This window comes from Pyxidicoccus trucidator (assembly GCF_010894435.1).
Classification (GTDB): domain Bacteria; phylum Myxococcota; class Myxococcia; order Myxococcales; family Myxococcaceae; genus Myxococcus; species Myxococcus trucidator.
In genome coordinates, this window is the sequence record NZ_JAAIXZ010000027.1 from 69,734 (window position 1) to 90,625 (window position 20,892).

The window sequence follows — 20,892 nt, forward strand, 5'->3', positions numbered from 1 at the left end:
GGCTGCCCTGCACTGGAGTACGTGTCGGATCATGAGTCTCCTCCCCGAGAGCGCCAGCTTCGAAGAGCTGGTGCAGGACTACTTCCTCGCGGTGCGTGGCGCGGGGTTGATGCTGTCCGCGCTGGACACGGAGCTTTTGACGACCTGGGCCCGGGAGGGAGTTCCCTTCGAAGTGGTGGCGCGCGGCATCAACCGCTCGGCGGAGAAGGCGCTGTGGGACGCGCGGCCCGGGGAGCCGGTGCTGCGCTCGCTGCGCGCGTGCCGGCGGCAGGTGGAGGCGGAAATCAAGAAGTACCGCGAGCTGGCGGCGGGCGCCGGGGCGCCGGAGTCGCACACGCGGAAGAAGCGGGCCCGCTCCTGGGAGGAGACGCGGCACGCGCGGCTGTGCACGGTCCTGGACGACCTGGCGGGGCGGGAAGAGGCCCTGTCGGCCCGGGTGCGGCACCTGCGCATCACCGTGCTGGCCCACGTCCCCGAGGAGCCGGCGGCCATGGACGCCCAGGAGGCGCTGGCCTTCCTGCTGCTGCTGCGCGCCCTCCCCTTCGCGGAGCGACGGGCGGTGTGGCGCGAGGCGCACGGGGCGGGAGCGGAGCAGCAGGTGATGTCGGCGCGGGCGCGGCGGGTGTCACGGCGCTTCCGGGTGCTGGCGGCGGTGAGGCGGCGGTTGGGCGTGAAGGAAGTGTGAGAGGGAGGCCCGCCTGCTCACCCGTTCAGTTGGCGAATGGGCAGGGGAAGGCTCTGCTATGGCGATGCGCGACACGGGTGCGAAGGCGATGGGCGAGGCGGCATGTGGCGTGTGCGGTGGGCGGACCTATGTGCTCGAGCGGCATGGAGACCAGGCCCAGGCGAGGATCTGCGCGTGCTCGGAGAGCTGCTCCGTGTGCGGTGGGCGTGGGCACGTGCTGGTGGAGCGTGAGGGCACCTTCAGCCAGAAGATGGGGCCGCGGCGCTATGAGGTGATGGAGCCGTGCGTGTGCACCCGGCGGCGGCGGCGCGTGTCCCTCTTCAACGACGTGGGGCTGCCCGGGGTGGTGGCTCACGCGAGCTTCGACAACTACCGGGCCTTCAACGAGGCGCAGGACCGGGGTCGAGGCGTGGCCATGACCTTCGCCCACCAGTACACGAAGGGCGGCACGGACGCGAAGGGAGGCCCGGCAAAGGGCTTCATCCTCAGCGGGCCGGTGGGCACGGGGAAGACGCACCTGATGGGGGCCACGCTGGGGCACCTGGTGCTGGAGGTCGGCATCCGGGCCCGGTACGTGGAAATCTCCCTGCTGTACGCGACCATCCGGCGAGGCTTCCAGGACGGCAAGAGCGGCGGAGAAATCATCGGCCCGCTGTCGGACGTGGAGGTGTTGGCCATCGACGAGCTGGGCAAGGGACGTGGCAGCCCGTTCGAGATGGAGACGCTCGATGAGCTGATCGCCCGCCGCTACAACGCGGGGCGCACCACGCTCTTCGCGACGAACTACTCGCTGGAGCCGGAGAAGAAGGCCGTGCGGGCGCCCGCGCCCGCCGGCTACCGGACGACGGAGGACTCGCGCAACGCGGCCCGCGAGGCGGAGCTGCTGCGCGAGCGCGTGGGTGAGCGCATCTACAGCCGGCTCTGCGAGATGTGCACCTTCGTGGAGCTGCCCCGGGACACGCCGGACCGGCGCCGCACGCGGCAGGAGATGGACTCGCCCATGCACCATTCGCCGGGCGGGATGCGCGGCATGGGGCGGTAGGCCCCGCCTTCGAGGCACGGGGCTTCTCGACGTCGGGCGCACGAATCACGCATCCTCGCGCCCCATGACCGACGTCATCCTCGTCCTCGTCACCGCCCCTTCCGTCGACAAGGCCGCCGAGCTGGCCCGTACGCTGGTGGAGGAGCAGCTCGCCGCGTGCGGCAACATCGTCCCGGCCCTGCGCTCCATCTACCGATGGGAGGGCAAGGTGCATGACGAGTCGGAGGTGCTGCTCATCCTCAAGACACGGGACGTCCTCTTCGAGCCGCTGCGCGCCCGCGTCGTCGAGCTGCATCCCTACCAGGTGCCGGAGGTGCTCCGCCTCGACATCACCGACGGCCACGGGCCCTACCTGGCGTGGGTGCGTGACAACGCCCGCTTCTCCCCGTGAGCCCATGAGCGCCGTCCCCCCCACGGGCGGGCAGGCGGGCCACGCGTTCCGCGCACCCTCGTTGCCGTGATAGCAAACGGGCTTCGCGCGTCACCGCCGTCCGCGCGGTGACGCCGTGAGCGCGGACTCCGTCGGTACCTCTATCCCGACGTGAAGCAACGCCAGGTCGCCTGCTCCACGAGGGCACGGACAGAGCGGACGACCAGAATAGGGCTCGGTCCCTCGAACGTTCTCGGCTCGCTCAATCCCCCTCAGGAGCCGCCCCCCATGTCCACGCTGCGCAGCCTGTGCCTCATCGGACTCATGTCCGTGGGAGGCCTCGCCTGTAACGGAAGCCCTCAGGAGCTCGCTCCGACTTCCGGCACCACCGACCTCTCCGGCCGACCCGAGACACCGCCCTCCCCCACACCAGACGAGCCCGCCCCGACGCCCGACACGCCCGTCGCGGAGCAGCCCGTGCCAGTGCCCGCGCCCACCCCGGCGCCCACCCCGGCTCCCATCGAGGAGCCACCTCCGCCCCGGTATTCGCGCGAGTGGTTCGTCAGCCCCTCTGGCAGCGACACCGCGCAGGGCACCCGGCAGAAGCCGCTGCGCACCATCTCCAAGGCGCTCACGCTGGTGGGCCCGGGAGAAATCGTCCGCGTACAGGCGGGCACCTACACTGAGAAGCTGGAGCTCGACACCCGCGTGAAGGCCGGCACCGCCGCCGCGCCCATCACCCTGAGCGGCGAGGGCAATCCGAAGCTCGTCCCCACCTCCAGCGGCTGGTTCATGGTCCACGTGCAGCGTCCCCACTGGCGAATCGAGGGCTTCGAGCTGGACGTCCGCGGCCAGCGGCAGGTCGCCGTGACGTTCTCCGGTGACACCGAGGGCACGGTGCTCGCGAACAACCACCTCCACCACGGGGCCTTCGGCAGCGGCATCAGCACGGACTCGGGCGCGCGCGGTGTCACCATCCAGGACAACCACATCCACCACTTCGCCCGGGGCTCCGACGACTCGCACGGCGTCGTCATCGCGCCCACGTCCCGCGACATCACCGTGCGCGGCAACGACATCCACGACAACTCCGGTGACTCCGTGCAGTGCCTGGGGCCCGAGGGCTTCAGCAACAACACCCCCGCGCGCGGCGTCCTCGTCGAGGACAACCGCATGTACAACAACCGCGAGAACGCGGTGGACATCAAAACGTGCCACGACGTCACCGTGCGAGGCAACCGCATGCACGGCTTCGCGAAGTCCTCCACGTCCCGGGGCGAGGCGCTGGTGGTGCACTACTCCGCGAAGAACATCATCGTGGAGGACAACGACATCTCGAACGCCTCGCTGGGCGTCGCCGTGGGCGGCAACCGCGTGGGCGCGCCCCCCACCAACGTCTCCATCCGCCGCAACCGCATCCACGGGCTGAAGACGCCGGAAGGCTCGGCCATCCGCATCGAGAACGGCTCCGACGTGCGCGTGCTGCACAACACCCTCAGCGGCACGGACGGCTTCGGCCTCGTGCTGGGCCATGGCACGGGCGGAGACTCCAGCAACGTGGTGGTGCGCAACAACCTCATCGCCACCCGCAACGCCGTCAACCTGGGGCCCCACGCTCCCGGCCTGCGCATGGAGTCCAACGTCTACCTGCCGGGCTCGGGCTTCGCGACGGGCAGCTTCTTCGTCCCCGTCGTGTCCTGGGTGGGTGGCACGCTTGCCACGTGGCAGGCCGCGGGCCGGGATGTCGGCTCGAAGGAGAGCGCGAGCGCGCTGGCGGACGCCGTCGACTTCACGCCGGGCCTCGGCGCGGTGGACCAGGGCATGGACCTGGGCCTGCCCTATTGCGGCGCCGCGCCCGACATCGGCGCGGTGGAGTCCGGCTGCCCCGCGCCCACCGTCAGTGCTGCGCGCATGGAGTGATGGCGCGCACCAGGCCGTTTCCGGAGTCCGCCACGTAGAGGCGGCCATCCGGCCCCACCGTCAGGCCGGCCGGGAGCACGAGGTCCGCGTGCTCCCCCGGCCCATCCCGGTGGCCGTAGCGCCCGCTGCCCGCCATCGTCGTCACCGTCCTCGGCGTGCCGTCAGAGTTGAAGAGGATGCGCCGCACACGGTAGTTGCCCGGGTCCGACACCGCCAGGGAGCCGTCCCGCAGCACCGCCACTCCGAGGTACGGCAGGAACAGCGCGGACTCCGGCTTGCCGTCCTGGAAGCCAGGCGACTTGCCCGCCACGACCGAGGTGACGCCATCGCGGATGCGCACCACGCGGGCCATGCCCGTCTCCACCACGTACAGGGTGGCGCCATCCGCCGACGCCGCCACCGCGGAGGGCCGGTACATCCACGCCCCCTGCAACGTCGTCACCGGATTGCCCGGGGCCACCAGGTCGATGCGGCGGATGACGCCGTTGTTCATGTCCGCCACCAGCAGCGCGGTGCCGTCCGGCGTGAGCGTCATGCCCGCGGGCTGGTTGAAGGCCGCGTCCTTCCCGGCCCCGTCACGCATGCCCGGCTCCGAGCCGGCGAAGACCTCCGCCTTCCCTTCCACGGGGATGCGGCGGATGACGTGCGCGTCCGTGTCCGCGACGTAGATGTTGCCCGCGGCGTCCGCGGCGATGCCCATGGGCCCGTTGAGCCCCGTGAGCACCGTCCGCACGCTGCCGTCCGCCGACACCTGCTTCACCGCGTCAGCCAGTGCGTCCGCCACGGCCCACCCGCCGCTCGGCAGCACCGCCACCGCCATGGGCGCGCCGAGCCCGTCCGCGGCCACCTGCGCCCCCGCGCGGGGCCGCTGCCCGGGCCGGCCCGCCACGGTGTGGACGCCGGGTGAGTAGGGCCCCTGAGGCTGCGCCACGTGCTTGCGGCGGAACTCCACCAGCTTCTCCGGCACCGACCGGCCCAGCGCCTTGTAGAGCACGTTGGCGACGATGCGCGCGGCGCGCGGATCCGCCATGTCCTCCGAGGCCAGCGTGCGTACGAAGTCCACCCCGCCCGCGGAGAAGACGTACGCGCTGCCCTGCTTGCGCACCACCATGTGCCCGAAGCCGAAGGCTCCCTGGAGCGACAGACCCGGGGACTCCGCCAGCACGTCCACGCCCGGCGGCGTGCGGCCGTTGTCGACGACCTGGTCCAATTCGTAGCCGTTCGCCATCCACAGCGTGTCCCCGGCCTTCAGCCCCGTGCCAGCCAGCGCCCAGTGGCCGGGCGCGGTGATGACGGTGGGAAAGCCGAACTGGTGCCAGCGGCTGGAGAACTGCACGCCAAACAGCGCGTTCTCCGGCCGCCCCACCGGGCCCTCGCGGAACTTCACCGTGCGCCGCGAGTCGCGGTGCGCGTCGTCCTCATGCCCCTTGAAGCAGGTGATGATGCGACGGGGCCGCCCGTCCGCCGCCGCGTCCATCCGCACGTGCCAGTACGCATTGTTCGCGCCCAGGTTGATGAGCGAGCGGCCCTCGGCCAGCGCCCGGTCCGCGTGGTCCCGGTTGCGCGTGGACCAGTACTCGTCGTGCCCGGAGATGAAGAGCACCTTCGCCCCGGCCACGAAGTCGTAGCTCGCGTCCAGGTCCTCGTCGGTGAAGTAGCCCACGTCCAGCCCCTGCGCCTCCAGCCACTGCACCAGGCTCACGTCGTCCGAGAGGAGATGTCCCGTGCCCTGCCCCCGGTGGTAGGGCCGGTCATACGACGCCTGGAACGCGCGGGTGACGCCGTGCGGCTTCATCACCTGGTGCTTGTCGTCATAGAGGCTGGTACCGCCCCACGTGTTGTAGGCGGCCCACGTCGCGGTGGGCATCAGCACCGCCACCTCCGCGCGCGGATTCGCATCGCGCACGAAGAAGGGCACGTAGCGCGCGTAGCGGTCCTCGCGCACCAGCTTCACCACGTACACGCCGCGCACCCAGTCCTCCTTGACGGGAATCTCCAGGGAGGGTGCCCACGCGCAGGCAATCACGCCGGTGGCCGGGTCCGCGGGGCAGTCCCCCTGCCGCACGCCCTTCACCGGGCCGCCGCGCGCCACCTCGCGCGCCCCCGCGCCGCCGTAGTGCCCCAGCCGGTACACGTACCAGCGGAAGCTCTTCGGCTCCGTCTCGGAGATGGACACCGCCACGCGCAGCAGCTCGCCCTGCTTCACCGTGGCCTCGAGCGCGTAGCCCTCCACCTCGCGGTTGTTGGCGACGCGCTCGCCCGTCTCCTCCCTGACGATGCGCCACGCCGTCGTCCCCGGGCGCTGGTTCTCCTTGCGCACCGCGTCCGCGTCGCGTGCAGGCGGCTCCGGCGGAGGCCCGGCATCCGGCGCTTCGGCGCCCGCGTCCGGCTCGAGCTCGCCACCGTCGGTGCCCGCGTCGATGAGGCCCGGGTGGAACCCGCCGTCCCCTCCGTCGTGTCCGTCATTCAACGGTGGAGTGTCGTGGCGGTCGCCCATGTCCGGGCGCTCGGGAGCGGGTTGCTCCTGGCAGCCACCCCACGCGAACAGGAGGGCCAGCCCACACGTCGCCATCCACCACCGGCTTCCCCGTACCATCCCGTCCTCCACCTCACGGTGTCCAGGACGCCAGGGTAGGCACGAACCCCAGGGAGGGAAGCGGCGTGCCAGACCCGTGGAGTACGGATCAACACTCCGGCCCTCCGGGGCCCCCCCGTGGGAACCCGCCTACCCTCCGAGCAGCTCCCGGTGGACCCTCGCCGTCAGGGGCTTCAGGTGGGCCTTCTCCACCAGCAGCGTGAGCTGCAGCGGCGAGGTGTGCACGGCGTACACCCGCGCTCCCAGCTCCTCCGCCGCCGCCAGCGCCTGCCGCAGGGGCACCCAGTCCGCGTTCAGCCCCACGCCCACGCAGGTGACGGTGCCCAGGTCCTCCCGCCAGGCCACCGCCTCGCCGAAGCGCGTGGCCAGGTCCTTGCGAAGCGCATCCACCCCGTGGATGTCCGCCAGCGGCACGGCGATGGAGGTGCGTCTCGCACCTTCCGGCGGCCCGTCGAAGCCCAGCGTCCGGCCTCGCACGCCGCGCGCATCCAGGAACTCCAGCAGCTCCGCCAGCGGCACCTGCTCGGTGGCGGACAGCACCGCCATCTCCGGCTCGGCCGTGACGCCCTTCACCCGGGAGTCGGCGGGGCCGGACAGCTCCTGCACCACCGTGCCCGTCCCCTGCCCGTGCGCGGTGCGGGCGAGGATGGCGATTCCCCGCGCCTTGGCCCACTCCACCGCCTGCGCGTTGAGCACCTTGGCGCCCGCGCTCGCCAGCTCCTGCATCTCGTCGTAGCTCAGCGACTCCAGCTTGCGCGCGTCCGGCACCACCCTCGGGTCCGCGCTGAAGACGCCGTCCACGTCGGAGAGAATCTCACACGCCTCCGCGTCCAGCGCGGCCGCCAGCGCCACCGCCGTCGTGTCCGAGCCGCCGCGCCCCAGCGTGGTGACCTCCTTCTTGTGGGAGACCCCCTGGTAGCCCGCGACGATGACCACCTTCCCCCTCGCCAGCTCGTCGTGGATGCGGAAGGGCCGCACCTCGACGATTCGGGCCTGTGAATGCGCATCCGTGGTGATGATGCCGCTCTGACTGCCGGTGAAGCTGATGGCCGGCACGTCCATCTCCTGGAGCGCCATGGACAGGAGCGCCATGGAGATGCGCTCCCCGCACGTCAGCAGCATGTCCAGCTCGCGCCGCGGCGGGTCCGCCGACACGCCCTTGGCCAGCGCCAGCAGCTCGTCCGTGGTGTCGCCCATGGCGCTCACCACCACCACCACCTGGTAGCCCCCGTCGCGCTTGTCCTTCACGCGCCTCGCCACCTTGCGAATCTTCTCCACGTCGGCGACCGAGGAACCGCCGTACTTCTGCACCACGATTGGCATGGACGCCTCACTACCCCTGTTGGCGTGGCCGGAAAACCACACCGGAGCCCCTTTATGCAGGAGTCCGGCCAGCCGAGAGTGCCCGCGCCCGGGTGGCGGCGCTCGCCTTGACAGGCGAAAGTCAGCTTTTATATTCGCGCGCCTTTTTCCGAGGCCGTCAGGCGATCCCGCTCAACGGCCGACGGCCCTTGGTAGATCGCTTCTTCACGGGAGCCTTCCCATGCCGATGATCGAGGTGCAGCACCTCACCAAGCGCTACCGCGACCGGGTGGCCGTGGAGGACCTCACCTTCAGTGTCGAAGAGGGTGAGATTCTCGGCTTCCTCGGCCCCAATGGCGCGGGCAAGTCCACCACCATGAAGATCCTCACCGGGTTCCTGCCGCCGTCGGCGGGCACGGCCCGGGTGGGGGGCTTCGACGTCTTCGAGCAGCCGCTGGAGGTGAAGCGCCGCATCGGCTACCTGCCGGAGACGCCGCCGCTCTACCCGGAGATGACGGTGCGCGGGTACCTCAAGTTCGTGGCGTCCCTGAAGGGACTGCCCGGACGGGGCCTCAAGGCCGAGGTGGAGCGGGTGGCCGGCCTCACCGGGGTGACGCACGTCCTGGAGCGCGTCATCCAGAACCTCTCCAAGGGCTACAAGCAGCGCGTCGGCATTGCGCAGGCGCTGCTCGGCTCGCCGCCGGTGCTCATCCTCGACGAGCCCACCGAAGGGCTGGACCCCACGCAGCGCGCCGAGGTCCGCGCCCTCATCAAGGGGCTGGCCGGCAAGCACACCGTCATCCTCTCCACGCACATCCTCCCGGAAGTCACGATGACGTGCGAGAAGGTGCTCATCATCAACCAGGGGAAGATCGTCGCCTACGACGAGATCCGCAAGCTGGCCAGCCTCCACGGCCAGGCGGAGAGCGTGTCGCTGGAAGAGATCTTCATCAAGCTGACCGCCGCCTGAGCGGCCCAAGGAATCCATCCATGCGCACCGCCCTGGCGATTGCCCGCAAGGAGCTGTCCATCTACTTCACCACCCCGTGGGCCTACGCGGTCTTCACGGCGATGGTGGCGCTGTCGTCGTTCTTCTTCGTGGACCTGCTGCAGAAGTTCAAGCAGGTGCAGGACATGGCGCGGGTGATGGGCTGGGAGCAGATGCCCCCGGACTTCAGCGTGTACCGCAACCTCACGGACGGGGTGGTGGTGCAGTTGTGGGGCACCGTCCTCATCGTCACCCTCTTCGTGGCGCCCTTCCTCTCCATGCGGCTGTTCGCGGAGGAGAAGCGCAACAAGACCTTCGAGCTGCTGATGACGGCGCCGGTGCGCCCCATCGAAATCGTGCTGGGCAAGTACCTGGGTGGGCTGGGCATCATCTCCGCCACCCTGGGGCTCACCATCGTCTTCCCGCTGATTCTGGCCGCGTTCGGCAAGGCCGAGTCCGGCATCGCGCTGGAGTGGTCCACGGTGCTGCTGGGCTATGGCGGGCTGCTGGTGTGGGGCGCCACCTGCATGGCGGTGGGGCTGTTCATCTCCGCGCTGACGGAGAGCCAGATGCTGGCGGCCTTCCTCACCTTCTCCGTGCTGCTGCCGTGGATGCTGCTGTCCGGCGTGTCTCAGGGCGTGGAGGAGCCGCTGCGCTCGGTGCTGGCGTACCTCTCCTTCGACGCGCAGCTCCAGAACATGCTCAAGGGGGTGATGGACGTGCAGTCGCTGGTGTTCTTCGCCTCGGTCATCGTCTTCTCACTGCTGCTCACCCACCGCACGGTGGAAGCGCAGCGCTGGTCTTGAGGACCGCCATGAACGCGTCCAACGTTGGAAAGGGGCTCGGGGCCTTCGGGCTCCTGCTCCTGCTGTCGAGCCCGTTCACCCTGTTCGTCACGTCGGGCAGCCTCATGGCCGCTGGCGTGAAGGCGGGCCTCGGCCTGCTGCTGCTGGGGGCGTACTTCGCCACCAACTTCAAGCAGTTCGGCCAGTTCGCCTCGCGCAAGTCGAGCTTCTTCTTCGCCACCACGGTGCTCACCGCGGCGGTGGTGCTCGCCGGGCTGGTGGCGGTGAACTACATCGCCTTCAAGAAGAACCAGCGCTGGGATTTGACGAAGGAGAAGATCTACACGCTGGCGCCGCAGACCACGGCCACGCTGGGGGCCTTGCCGGACAAGGTGCGTGCCTTCGGCTTCATCCCGCCCTCGCACCCGTACTACGGCCTGCTGGAGGAGCTGTTCCAGCGCTACCACGCGGAGGCACCGGAGAAGTTCGAGTACTCCTTCAAGGACCCGCGCCGCAGCCCGGACCTGGCCGCGAAGTACCAGCTCAAGGAGGGCCAGACGACGGTGGTGCTGGTGCGTGGCGAGGGCGACACCGCGGCGCACACCACGCTCAACACCCTGTCCGAGCAGGAGCTGACCAACGCCCTGGTGAAGCTCAGCGCGGTGGGCTCGCAGAAGGTCTACTTCGTCACCGGCCATGGCGAGTGGCCTCTCCAGAAGGAACAGGCGTCGCCCACGGACCCGGGCGCCAGCCTGTCCGAGCTCATCCGCCAGCTCCGGCAGGAGGGCTACACCCCGGAGGCGCTGAACCTCGCGGGGAAGACGGAGGTGCCGAAGGACGCCTCGCTCGTCATCATCGCCGGAGCGAGGGCGCCGTTCGCGAAGCCGGAGGTGGAGACGCTTCAGCGGTACCTGTCCACGGGTGGACGGATGCTCTACTTCGCGGACGCGGGGCTGCAGGACGGCCTGGACGCGCTGCTGGCCGAGCATGGCGTGCAGGTGGATGAGGGCATCGCCGCGGACACGCAGTTCAACAGCGGCAACCCGTACGTGGTGCTGTCGCCCTTCTACAGCGAGCACGACATCGTCAAGCCGATGCGGGCGCGCGGGCTGAACATCGAGTTCCCCACCGCGCGCAGCCTGTCCGTGCTCCGTGGCGGCCTGGCGCCGGGCGTGAAGGTGGAGCCGGTCGTGCACACCTCGCAGTACGGCTGGGTGGAGACGAAGCCGGACGAGAACGCCATGCCGTCGGACGGCGAGAAGACGGGCCAGCTCACGCTGGTGGTGGCCGTCACGCGGGACACGAAGGAGTCGCAGGACAAGCGCTTCGACCAGGCGCGGCTGGTGGTGGTGGGTGACTCCGAAATCCTCCTGGACCCGAACTGGGGGCACGAGCCCAACCGCAACCTGGTGATGAACTCGCTGGGCTGGGCGTCCAACCAGATACAGAAGATCACCATCCGCCCGCCGGACCGCGAGGTGTCCACGCTGGAGCTGGACGAGGCGTCGATGGACGGCATCCGCTTCGTGTCCACGGACCTGCTGCCCCTGTCCCTGCTGGGCATGGGGCTGGCCATCTGGCTCTCGAGGCGCAACAAGTGAACCAGACACAGAAGAACCTGGTGACGTTGCTGGCCCTCACCGCCGCGGCGGCGGGGCTGGGCCTCTACGCGTGGTACGGCGTGAAGGAGCCCGAGGAGCGCAAGGCCGAGCACAAGGAGGTGACGGAGCAGCTCTTCGCCGCCCACGAGGCCGGCGAGAAGGGCGAGGACGGTGGTGCTCCGCCGGCGCCCGTCTTCACGCAGCTCACGGTGAAGGCGAGCGGCGGCACCACGGAGCTGGTGCGCGAGAAGGACGGCACCTGGAAGGTCACTGCCCCCGTGTCCGCCCGCGCGGAGGCGTCCGTGGTGGAGGCCATCACGAGCACGCTGGCGTCGTCGAAGTTCGCCGCCACCGTGGAGGAGGCGCCCACCAACGCGGACCTGGAGAAGTACGGGCTGAAGACGCCGGTCTTCACCGTGACGGCGAAGGCGTACGTGAGCGACCCGTCGCGGGAGCGCACGGTGACGCTGTACGGTGGCATCGAGAACACCTTCGACGGCTCCGTCTACGTGCGGCGCGAGGGAGACCCGAAGGTGTATGCCGCGCCGGGCGCGGTGCGCTGGTCGCTGGACAAGGACACCTTCACGCTGCGCTCGAAGGAGTTCCTCGGGCCGCTGGAGGAGCCCTCGCTCCAGAGCATCGAGGTGAAGGCCAGGGCGAACGCGTACCTGCTGGCGCGCGACACGGCTGGGACGGGGTGGCGGCTGGTGAAGCCGGTGGCGGTGCGCGCGGACGAGGTGAAGGTGGCGGACCTGCTGTCGGGGCTGAAGGAGCAGCGGGCGCTGTCCTTCCCGACCGACACGGCGGAGGCTCGCAGGAAGCTGGGCCTGGAGGCGCCGGTGGTGGACGCGCGCTTCACGCCGACGACCGGCGAGCCGGTGCGGGTACGCCTGTCCGCGGTGTCCGAAGACGGTGCCACGAGGGTGTACGCGCTGCGCGAGCAGGGCGCGCACGCGCTGCTGGGCGAGGTTCCCGAGCACGCGCTGACGCTGCTGGACGTGGGCGTGCCGGAGCTGAAGGACAAGCGGGTGCTGGACTTCCGTCGCGAGGACGTGAAGCGCGCGGTGTTCCACCCGGGCGGCGGCGCGGAGCCCATCACCGTGGTGAGCGTGTCCGGCACGGACGGCGGCGCCGGGGTGTGGGAGGTGGAGTCTCCGAAGCGCGGCAAGGCGCAGCACTTCAGGGTGGTGTCGGTGCTGGGCTCGCTGGACACCTTCAAGGCGTCGGGCTTTGGCGAGGCGAAGCCGAAGAATTGGGCGAAGTACGGCCTCACCGACGCGTCGAAGGGCGCGGTGCTGCACGGGGCGGACGGGAAGGAGCTGGCGCGGCTGTGGCTGGGCAACGAGGTGAAGGACAAGCCCGGCACGGTGTACGCGCGCGGCTCCGGGCCGGACGTGCTGGAGGTGTCCGCCACGTGGGTGGAGCTGCCCACGAAGCCGGAGGACCTGCTACAGCCCCCGCCCTCCCCCGCCGGTACCGACGGTGGGCCGGACGCGACGGCCACGCCCACGCCGTGAGTCCTGGGGAGCCGCGCCTCACATCCGCTCGGGCTCGATGATGCCCGCGAACGGCTCCCAGCTGTCCTCCATGGTGACGTAGTCGTCGGTGAGCTCCTCGCCCTCGGCGATGTCCCGGAGCGCGAGCGTGTACTGCCGCGTCGGGTCGTTGCCGCAGTTCGGCCTGAGCGAGTGGTTCATGAACCGCGCGTGGTCACCGCACAGCACCAGCGTGCCCCGGTCGCTGTACGCATAGCGCGACAGGAAGGCCTTCATCATCGGAGGCATCGCCTTCAATTCCCCGGGCGTGAAGCGCTGGTCCACTGGCGGGTCGAACCCCCAGACGACCGAGCCCTTCGAGATGGGCTCGCCCGCGAAGAGACCGATGCCGTGGATGCCAGACTGAGCGATGTACGCCTTCACGCGCAGCATGGTGAGTGCCCTCGACTCGCCGGGCCCCGATGCCCTGGCACCGTCCGGTCCGCGCCTCCATGCACAAAAGTATCTATGCAGGGCGCCAGGAGAAGACCCACCCGGGAGCCCCCACTCCGGTGGGCAGCCGGCTACCTCGCGTGAGTCTCCGACCGAGGTCCACTCAGTGCAGCAAGCCCACGTCCACCTGGGGCACCGGCGCATCGATGAAGCGCTCGTAGTCCTGGTCCACCTGGTCCGCGTAGGCACAGGCGAAGTCGGCAACCGACTGCTCGAAGCACGGGCCGCTCCCCAGGTAGCCGGCGATGGCGGCGGCATCTCCCGTGCGCGCGTGGGCCCGGGCGAGCGTGGCGCCGCAGGACTCCGCGTATTCGAGGAACATGGCCGGCTCCATCTTCTCCACGTCCAGCGCGCCCTTCATGTCGCGCAACTGCCTGACGTAGAAGGCCCCCATCCCCTCCACCTCCGTCCACCCGAGGAAGAGGTCCGAGAAGGCCTGCATCCGCTTCTGGCCCACCACCACGCGCTCTCCGGCGCTTCGGAAGCCGCTCGGGCCCAGGTAGGGCTCCAGCACGGACGCCTGCGCCTCCTTCACCTGGAGGACCAACGGGTCATCGCCACCGTTGCCCTGGCACAGCACCACGTACGCCTGGAGCCCCACGCTGCCCACGCCCACCACCTTGAAGCCCCACTCCTGCTGCTGGTACCGCAGGCAGAGGTCCCGCATGGCGCCGTCCAGCGAGGTCAGGTACCCCACGGCCAGCCGCTTCATCCGACGGCGCAGCTCCGCCGCGGAGATGCCCATCTTCACCGAGGCGAGCGGGAAGAGCAGCGGAGGTTGATACGCGAGGTGCCGGCGGCCCTCTCGCTCCTCGGTGAGCTTCTCCACGGCGTGCGCGCTGGTGTGGCGGCGGGCCTTCTCCACCGCCTCCGCCGCCAGCCCGCTCGCGCCATGACAGTCGCGCATGAGCTGCTTCGCGTCCACGCCTCTCGACCACACCTCCAGCAGACCCTGCGGGGCCAGCTCCCGCATCATCAGCCGGTAGGCCTTCACCGCATGACGGGCGGCCTTCCTCCCGTAGCCGAGCCCGTTCTGCCGCGCCGCCACCACGCAGCTCGCGGCCAGCCGCTTCACGTCCCACTCGAAGGGGCCGGGCAGCGTCTCGTCGAAGTCGTTGAGGTCGAAGATGAGGCGGCGCTCCGGAGTGCCGAAGAGTCCGAAGTTGGCCAGGTGCGCGTCACCACACAACTGGCTGCGCAGGCCGCTCACCGGCGTGTGGGACAGGTCCCGGGCCATGACGAACGGAGTGCCCCGCAGGAAGGCGAAGCTCGACTCGGCCATGCGCTCGTGGCGCACGGGCACCAGCCACGGCAGCCGAGTCGCGTCCGAGCGGCGGAGCTGCTCCAGGGGGGCGCGCCCGCGAAAGGGCTTCCACTTCGCATGGGCGCTTCGCGGACAGCGCTTGCGCAGGGCCCGACCCGCCGCCATGCGCTCGTCGACGCTCCGGAAGTCCCCCCGGGAGAGCAGCGAGGGCTTCCGACCCCGGGGCGCGCGGCGGACCTGCTGCTGCCGCTCGGCGGAGACCAGGGGAACCTTCGCGGCCCCCAGCTCTTCGGATGGGTGCTCCGGGTCCATGGCGGTCGCTCCTCCCTGGGAAGCTGGGGCTGGACCGTGGGGACCGGAAGCACCCGACCTGGGGAGCGCTGCCCGCCTGCCTGCCCTGCGTCCCGTCGCCGCGTGCTCCCCGTGGCTCAGGGCGCGGGAGGTGGCAGCGAGGCCGGGGGCTTCACGTCCCGGATGCGTGCCTTGCCCGAGCGCTTCTCCAGCACGTCGAGCGTGACGTCCACCGTCTTCCCCGCCACGCGGTTCACCAGACGGACCATCGCGTACGAAGTCGACACGGCCAGGTCGTGCAGCTCGTGCACGCGGCGGACGGGGGCCTCCAGCGGACGTATCTTCCGCAGCAGCCGGAAGGGCACCGCGGCGGTGCGCTTGTGCACGCCCTCGACGGCCGTCGCGCCCTTGTCCACCACGTCCTGCACCAGGGCCTTCAGCCCGCGCCAGCGCTTCATGGGGACGCCTCCTCGAACCAGGCCCGGAGCCGGGCGTAGACCTGTGCGTCGTGCGCCAGCGCGACGTGGTGGATGCCGGTGACTACCCGCACGTTCTCCGGCGGGACGAGGAGGTCGTGGACCGCGCCTCCGGCCCTGCCCGCGGCGCTCGTCAGGGGGACCACTCCGTCTCCGAACAGCATGGACAGCAGGTGGCGCTCCTGCGCGGCCAGCGCGCCCACGACCAGGTGGTGCGAGATGCGAGGAAGCAACGGCACGGGATGCGCTCGACTCTGGAGCGGCACGTCCGGGTCCCCGTCCTCCCAGTCCCGTCGCAGCAGGCGGGCGACACCCAGGTCCTTCACGCCGCTGCTGCGCAGGTCCGCCACGTCCGCGATGAGCTGCGTGTACGCATTGGGCACCTTGCGCAGCACCCACGAGACGGCGCGGCCCACGCGCTCCAGCGGGCTGCCCAGGTGCGGCACGCCGATGTAGACGGCACGGCGGACGTGGGACAGCCACGTGTGGCCCGCCTCGGCGGCCACGTGACACGCGCTGCGCACAACGAGCCCGCCCATGCTGTAGCCCACCAGGACGAGCTCCTCGACGGGCACCGGGAACGCGGCGACGAGCTCCTCCAGCAGCCGCGCCAGGGACTCGCCGTTGTCGGAGATGTGCAGGCCCGTGTTGTAGCGAAGGTAGAGCGGAGTGAAGCCCGCGTCTTGCTCCAGCAACGAGCCGTAGGTCACCGCCGGCTCGGAGGGGAAGGACCAGACGGCCTCCGTCACCGCCAGCCCGTGGACCCAGAGCGCCAGACGGCCACGCGAGTGGGGATACGCCCGCTGGAGCGACTCGCGGTCGAGCCGGAGCGGGCGCCCGTCATGGAAGAACTCCATCGGCGTGGCCAGCCCGTTGTCCTGCCGGTGGAGGTAGTCCCCCACCACGCCATTGAGGACGCCGATGGCGAACTCCACCCCGCCACCGCTCGCACGCGCTGGAGGAACCACGGGGGCTTCCGGCGCGGAGGCCGGCACATCCATCGCTTCGATAGGAGTCACAGGGGCCTCGTGGCCCAACATTGACACAGTGCGGCATCAATCGCCAGGGCCGCCCCGCTGGGTGGCAGCGACGGGCTTCACGGCGTTGTCCGTCCGCTCCAGCTCGACGCGGCGGAGGAACGGGTCCACGCCGACGTAGACGGGCCGCGCGTTCACGATGACGGACACCTCGGTCGACGCGCCCATGAAGCGATGCTTCGCCGCGTACAGCGGGGAGTCCTCCCCGGACAGGGCCTCCGGGTGCTGGGAGAACACGCCGATGTCCAGCTCCTCATCCAGCTCCAGCGGGACATGCTCGCCGCCACGTCGGGCTGTCTTCGCCGCGGCAATCCGGGCGGTGACGCGGTAGCGCCCGTCCGCCAGGGACTCGTACGTCGCGGACTCCACCTTCAGGTCGTACAGCACGACCTCCTTCAGCCACTGGTCGATGAGCAGGTGGTGGGCCTCGGGGGCCTCGGCGTGCAGCGCGGCCAGCAGGTCTCTCGTCGTCGGCTGCGCGTTCGGCCAGGCCCGCTCCCGCACGAGCCGTCGCAGTGCCCGGTTCATCGCCGTCTCGCCCAGGAGGTCTCTCAGGGCGTTCATCACCACCGCGCCCTTGCCGTAGTAGAGGTACGGGTGGTCCTTCACCTCGGTGAGCGGCGGCTCCTCGGCGGCCTCGGCGGCCCGTCCCCGCAGGTAGCGGTCCAGGTCGAAGGCCAGCACGTCGCGCAGGTGCGGCTCCCCATGGGTGGCCCTCACCACCAGCTGCTCGGAGTACTTCGCCAGCGCCTCGGTAATCGTCGCGGCCCCCGGACCGTTCGCAGGGTCCACCTGGTGTCCCCACCACTGGTGGGCCACCTCATGCGCGATGCGCCGGGTGATGAGGTCCACGCCGTCATGGCTCGCATCCGACAGGAAGCCCCGGTGCTCCGGGTAGTAGATGGTGTTCGACAGCGCGAGCGCGCCGAAACTCCAGGAGGAGGGCACCTCCACGATGCGCAGCTGCTCGTGGGGATAGGGGCCGAACTGCTCGCCGAAGATGTCCAGCGATCGCGTCGCCGCGGTCATCATCCGGGCCACGTTGTGCGCGTGCGCGGGGTGGTAATACAGCTCCACGTCGATGCCCCGGTGCCGCACCTTCTCCACCGCGTAGCGGGCGGACACGAAGGCGAAGTAGTTGAGCATGGGGCGGTCCATCACATAGTGGAAGTAGCGTCGGCCGCCATCCCGCCACTCCTTCCGCAGGACACCGGGCGCCACCGCGAGCTGGTCCTCCGAGGTCGACAGCGTCGTCTCCAGGGTGGTCCACGCCCGCGCGCTGCTGCCCTCCGCGAGCCCCAGGTCCCCCTCGGCCGCCGCCTCGATTGCCGGCGTCTCGGGGAGGCCCCGCTTGCGTCGCTCGCGCGCGTCCTTGAGCTCGTACCCCTTCCGGTAGCCGATGGAAGGGAACGCCTCCAGGTTGGTGATGAACGAGCCGTTCTCGACGATGGAGGAATCGAGCTCCGAGACCTGGATGCCCCGTCGCGCCACATCGATGGCGAAGGTCAGCTCGACCCGTGCGCCGGGCGGCAGGGGGCGCTCCAGCTTGAACGCGTACATCCCGAAGCGCGCGTCGTGCGAGTGCAGCCGCGCGCCCACAAGCATCAGCGCGGCCAGGCTCACGTCGCGACGCACGGAGAGCCAGACCGTCTCGATGGCCTCCGAGGTGCGGTTCTCCAGTTGGTACGTGCCGGCCACCTGGTAACGCCGCTCCGAGGGGAAGAGGTCGACGGTGGACTTCACCGCCACGACGCTCGGCTGCGCCAGCGTCTCGTAGCGCTGGTACGCCTTCTCGTAGTCCGCCTTCCAGTCGGCGAGCCCCGAGCGCGTCTCGTAGATGTTCAGCACGTTGGTGCCGTGGAAGATGACGGCTCCCGTCACTCCGAAGACGCCCAGGCAGGCCACCGCTCCCACCCGGCCGCTCCGTCCCCACATCCGGGGCAGTGCCGCGAGGCGCGCACGCAGAGGAGGACTGACGCCGCGCCGCCACAGGCCGCACGTGATGAGCCCCAGCAGGCCCGCCAGGGCGCTCCAGTACACCATGAGCGCGGAGAAGGGCCCGACGGCGGCCCCGAAGCCATCCAGGTCCGAGTGCCGCGGGGCCGGAACGCTCGCGAACCGCACGAGGCCATGCTCCAGCCCCACCAGCTCGCCCTGCCGGACGACCAGCGCGAGGAGCAGGGCCAGGAACATCCCCACGTACCGGTTGGGACTCAGCGTCTGGAGCAACAGCGCCGCCACCGCGAACAGCAGCAGCGGCAACCCCGTGAAGTACAGAAGCGACAGGTACAGCCCCGGCTCCAGGTGGTGGTAGCCGCGCGAGAGCTGGAACAGCACCGCGATGCCCACCGCCGTGGCGGCCAGCACGCACGTCAGCACGGCCAGCACCAAGAGCTTCGACAGGTAGAACACCGCGCTGGACACCGGCGTAGCGTCGAGGAGCGCGCTCATGCCGACGACGCGCTCCCGCCAGACCAGCTCGGCGCCAAAGTAGACGACGGTGAGCGTGCCGATGAGGGACAGCGCCTGCTGGAGGCCCGGGAGCAGCAGCCCCGTCGTGGGCAGCAACTGCGTGCCGTACTCCGTGCGGGTGGCTCCGGCGGCGACGTCCATGCCCACCACGACGACCCACAGCGCCAGCAGCGACAGGAAGGCGCCACTCTTCAGGACGTAGCGCGACTCCAGCCCCACGGCGGACTTCAGCGCGGCCCACGATAGCGAGGCAGCACCGCTCGCGCTCGCCACCGGGCGGTACGCGGCTGAGACTGGCGCCGCCGTGGAGGTCTCTCCCCTACCCGTCTTCGTCCCGGCCGCCACGCGGAAGGCGAAGCACCGATAGACGAGCCCCAGCACGCCAGCCGAGACGCCCAGCCACAGGAGGCGGTTCAGCAGGAACGGCCCTTCCAGTGCGAGCAGGCGCGTGTTCCGCTCATGCTCGGTCCAGTACCGCGTCTGCGCGAAGAAGGCGGACAGGCCGAACGGGTCCAGCAGCGAGGCGCGCGTCATCGCCTCGGAAGTCTGTGGCGCGGCCCCCGCCATCAGCGGCGAGTCCCCCAGCATGGACCCCACGAAGTACAGCGCGTACAGGAAGACGGCCCCGATGTAGCTGGCCAGCGCGCTGCGCGTCAGCACCGAGATGGCGAACAGCAGCGACGCCGCGAAGAGCAGGTTGGGCAGCACCATCACCGCGAGCGCCCACACGTAGCGGAGCACCTCCGTGCTCCCGAGCCGCTCCGGGTCCACGGCCATCACCCGGGGCGCCAGCATCAGCCCCAGCGCGGTGACGGCGAACACCGTGAGCGCCGCCAGCAGCGCCCCCGCGAACCGCGCGAACAGGTACATGGGCTTGCCGATGGACGTGGCGTAGACCAGCTCCTCCATCTTGTGCTCGCTGTCCCGCAGCGCCGCGTTCGCACAGAAGAGGCTGAGCGCGAAGATGGAGAACAGCGACAGCAACCCCATCGACTGCATGACGGAGTGCGGCGAGTTGATGTGAACATTGTCCGGGCCGTAGCCCGTCCCCACGAAGAGGAAGGCCAGCCCCAGGAAGGCCGCCACCGCGACGTAGAAGGCGACCTGGCGCGTCTGGTAGCGCCACTCGAAGCGCAGCACTTCGCCGAGCATGGTGCCCCCTCAGGCCGCGCTCCGCCCGGCGAGGGCGGAGAAGTAGACGTCTTCCAGGTCCGGCGGCACCGGCTCGAAGCCCGCGCCCGGTGGGCCGTCCGACAGCACGCGCAGCACCGTCTTCCCCCCGGACAGCTGCGTGGACAGCACGGAGAGGGAGGCGCGGTGCCCGGCGACCTCCTGCTTCTCCACCGTCTTGCGCCACACGCGTCCGGCCAGCTCCGCGACGAGCGTCTCGGGAGCGCCCTCCCGCAGCACCCGGCCCTCGGACAGGATGGCCATCCTCGGGCAGAGCTGGCGCACGTCCTCGACGATGTGCGTCGACAGGAGGACGACGACGTTCTCCCCCACCTCGCCGAGGAGGTTGTGGAACCGGTTGCGCTCCTCCGGATCCAACCCCGCCGTGGGCTCGTCGACGATGAGCATCCGCGGGTCGCCCAGCAGGGCCTGGGCAATGCCGAAGCGCTGCCGCATGCCTCCCGAGAAGCCGCTGACCGCCTTCTTCCGGTGCGCGTAGAGGTTCGTCTGGTGCAGCAGCGCGTCCACCTGCTCCCGGCGCCGCCGCCGGTCCGTCAGCCCCTTCAGCACGCCCAGGTGGTCCAGCAACTCGCTGGCGGACACGCCGGGGTACACGCCGAAGTCCTGCGGCAGATAGCCCAGGCGCTGACGGTGCGCCCGCGGGTCCGCGAGCACGTTGGCCCCGTCGAAGGTGAGCGCCCCCGCGTCCGGCTCCTGGAGCGTGGCCAGGATGCGCATGAGCGTGGACTTCCCGGCGCCGTTGGGACCGAGCAGCCCGAACAGGCCCCGCTCAATCGTCAGGTCGATGCCCTGGAGCGCACGCACCCCATTCGGATAGGTCTTCGACACGGCGCGGATGTGCAGCATGGGTCCCGCGTGTACGGGCCACCCCGCCCCCCATTGCA

General features: G+C 70.4%; 16 protein-coding genes. 8 read left to right on the forward strand and 8 right to left on the reverse strand.

From position 1 onward, the window contains the following. The first annotated feature begins 31 nt into the window (after positions 1 to 31). The 4 genes from G4D85_RS44305 to G4D85_RS44320 all read left to right on the forward strand — a co-directional run bounded on the left by G4D85_RS44305 (position 32) and on the right by G4D85_RS44320 (position 4,017). Complete coding sequence (locus G4D85_RS44305) at positions 32 to 685, forward strand: hypothetical protein (RefSeq protein WP_205525980.1); 654 nt, start codon at positions 32 to 34, stop codon at positions 683 to 685. A 58-nt stretch (positions 686 to 743) separates the two neighbouring features. After that, positions 744 to 1,727, forward strand: a complete 984-nt coding sequence (locus G4D85_RS44310; protein WP_164020393.1) for an ATP-binding protein — start codon at positions 744 to 746, stop codon at positions 1,725 to 1,727. 64 nt (positions 1,728 to 1,791) lie between these two features. Further along, a complete protein-coding gene (gene cutA, locus G4D85_RS44315; protein WP_164020395.1) occupies positions 1,792 to 2,118 on the forward strand; it encodes a divalent-cation tolerance protein CutA in 327 nt (108 codons plus the stop codon). A 267-nt stretch (positions 2,119 to 2,385) separates the two neighbouring features. Continuing rightward, positions 2,386 to 4,017, forward strand: a complete 1,632-nt coding sequence (locus G4D85_RS44320; protein ID WP_164020396.1) for a right-handed parallel beta-helix repeat-containing protein — start codon at positions 2,386 to 2,388, stop codon at positions 4,015 to 4,017. Here the strand turns inward: G4D85_RS44320 and G4D85_RS44325 are convergent. Both G4D85_RS44325 and G4D85_RS44330 read right to left on the reverse strand, forming a co-directional pair. Continuing rightward, a complete protein-coding gene (locus tag G4D85_RS44325) occupies positions 3,995 to 6,589 on the reverse strand; it encodes a N,N-dimethylformamidase beta subunit family domain-containing protein (RefSeq protein WP_240359873.1) in 2,595 nt (864 codons plus the stop codon). The two genes, G4D85_RS44320 and G4D85_RS44325, sit on opposite strands and share 23 nt — an antisense overlap. Before the next feature lie 153 nt (positions 6,590 to 6,742). Continuing rightward, positions 6,743 to 7,936 carry an aspartate kinase gene (locus G4D85_RS44330; protein WP_164020400.1) on the reverse strand — a complete coding sequence of 398 codons (1,194 nt, stop codon included), beginning with the start codon at positions 7,934 to 7,936 and terminating at the stop codon, positions 6,743 to 6,745. A gap of 226 nt (positions 7,937 to 8,162) precedes the next feature. On the opposite strand from G4D85_RS44330, the gene G4D85_RS44335 reads away from it, so the two are divergent. Genes G4D85_RS44335 through G4D85_RS44350 form a run of 4 tightly spaced genes read left to right on the forward strand, consistent with a single transcriptional unit; the run spans position 8,163 to position 12,806 of the window. Then, positions 8,163 to 8,885 (forward strand): ABC transporter ATP-binding protein, encoded by a 723-nt coding sequence (locus G4D85_RS44335; protein WP_164020520.1) that lies wholly within the window; start codon positions 8,163 to 8,165, stop codon positions 8,883 to 8,885. Positions 8,886 to 8,905: 20 nt separating this feature from the next. Further along, positions 8,906 to 9,709 carry an ABC transporter permease gene (locus tag G4D85_RS44340; RefSeq protein WP_164020402.1) on the forward strand — a complete coding sequence of 268 codons (804 nt, stop codon included), beginning with the start codon at positions 8,906 to 8,908 and terminating at the stop codon, positions 9,707 to 9,709. A gap of 8 nt (positions 9,710 to 9,717) precedes the next feature. Continuing rightward, positions 9,718 to 11,289, forward strand: a complete 1,572-nt coding sequence (locus G4D85_RS44345; protein WP_164020404.1) for a GldG family protein — start codon at positions 9,718 to 9,720, stop codon at positions 11,287 to 11,289. Continuing rightward, positions 11,286 to 12,806 carry a DUF4340 domain-containing protein gene (locus G4D85_RS44350; protein ID WP_164020406.1) on the forward strand — a complete coding sequence of 507 codons (1,521 nt, stop codon included), beginning with the start codon at positions 11,286 to 11,288 and terminating at the stop codon, positions 12,804 to 12,806. Before G4D85_RS44345 ends, G4D85_RS44350 begins: the two co-directional genes overlap by 4 nt. 18 nt (positions 12,807 to 12,824) lie before the next feature. On the opposite strand, the gene G4D85_RS44355 is transcribed toward G4D85_RS44350, so the two are convergent. From G4D85_RS44355 to G4D85_RS44380, 6 genes are all read right to left on the reverse strand, one after another. Continuing rightward, complete coding sequence (locus tag G4D85_RS44355; RefSeq protein ID WP_164020408.1) at positions 12,825 to 13,217, reverse strand: SET domain-containing protein; 393 nt, start codon at positions 13,215 to 13,217, stop codon at positions 12,825 to 12,827. Positions 13,218 to 13,380: 163 nt separating this feature from the next. Next, entirely contained in the window at positions 13,381 to 14,853 is a 1,473-nt protein-coding gene (locus G4D85_RS44360) for a DUF2252 domain-containing protein (protein WP_205525981.1), read from the reverse strand. A gap of 116 nt (positions 14,854 to 14,969) precedes the next feature. Continuing rightward, positions 14,970 to 15,290 (reverse strand): hypothetical protein, encoded by a 321-nt coding sequence (locus G4D85_RS44365; protein ID WP_164020410.1) that lies wholly within the window; start codon positions 15,288 to 15,290, stop codon positions 14,970 to 14,972. After that, positions 15,287 to 16,327, reverse strand: a complete 1,041-nt coding sequence (locus G4D85_RS44370) for an esterase/lipase family protein (protein ID WP_240359874.1) — start codon at positions 16,325 to 16,327, stop codon at positions 15,287 to 15,289. The genes G4D85_RS44365 and G4D85_RS44370 overlap by 4 nt, the downstream gene beginning before the upstream one ends. A 36-nt stretch (positions 16,328 to 16,363) precedes the next feature. Then, positions 16,364 to 19,969 (reverse strand): ABC transporter permease/M1 family aminopeptidase, encoded by a 3,606-nt coding sequence (locus G4D85_RS44375; RefSeq protein WP_164020412.1) that lies wholly within the window; start codon positions 19,967 to 19,969, stop codon positions 16,364 to 16,366. Between the two features lie 9 nt (positions 19,970 to 19,978). Then, positions 19,979 to 20,854 carry an ABC transporter ATP-binding protein gene (locus tag G4D85_RS44380; RefSeq protein WP_164020414.1) on the reverse strand — a complete coding sequence of 292 codons (876 nt, stop codon included), beginning with the start codon at positions 20,852 to 20,854 and terminating at the stop codon, positions 19,979 to 19,981. Positions 20,855 to 20,892: the final 38 nt, after the last annotated feature.